Below are 249 nucleotides of genomic sequence, written 5' to 3'. Positions count from 1 at the left end.
AACATGAACTGAGTAAAAACATTTACTGCCATGAAGGTAGTGATGCTATAAATCACTTAATGCGCGTAGCCTGTGGCCTAGATTCACTCGTACTGGGCGAGCCGCAAATTTTGGGGCAAATAAAGCAAGCGTATAACAGTGCTAAAACTCATAATGCTGTGGGCGTGACGTTTGATAGATTATTTCAAAAAACGTTTTCAGTTGCTAAGCAAGTACGTACTGAAACCAACATTGGTGCCAGTGCAGTGT

1 pseudogene is annotated in these 249 nt (G+C 41.8%); it reads left to right on the top strand.

Annotated elements, in window-relative coordinates:
* Positions 1–249 (top strand): annotated as a pseudogene (gene hemA, locus AAEY62_RS23845) (glutamyl-tRNA reductase); the annotation flags it as partial.

It is taken from the genome of Pseudoalteromonas sp. GW168-MNA-CIBAN-0100 (assembly GCF_040309225.1).
GTDB lineage: Bacteria > Pseudomonadota > Gammaproteobacteria > Enterobacterales > Alteromonadaceae > Pseudoalteromonas > Pseudoalteromonas arctica.
Note: the sequence above shows the minus strand (reverse complement) of the source record. Positions and strands in the feature narration are given on the sequence as shown.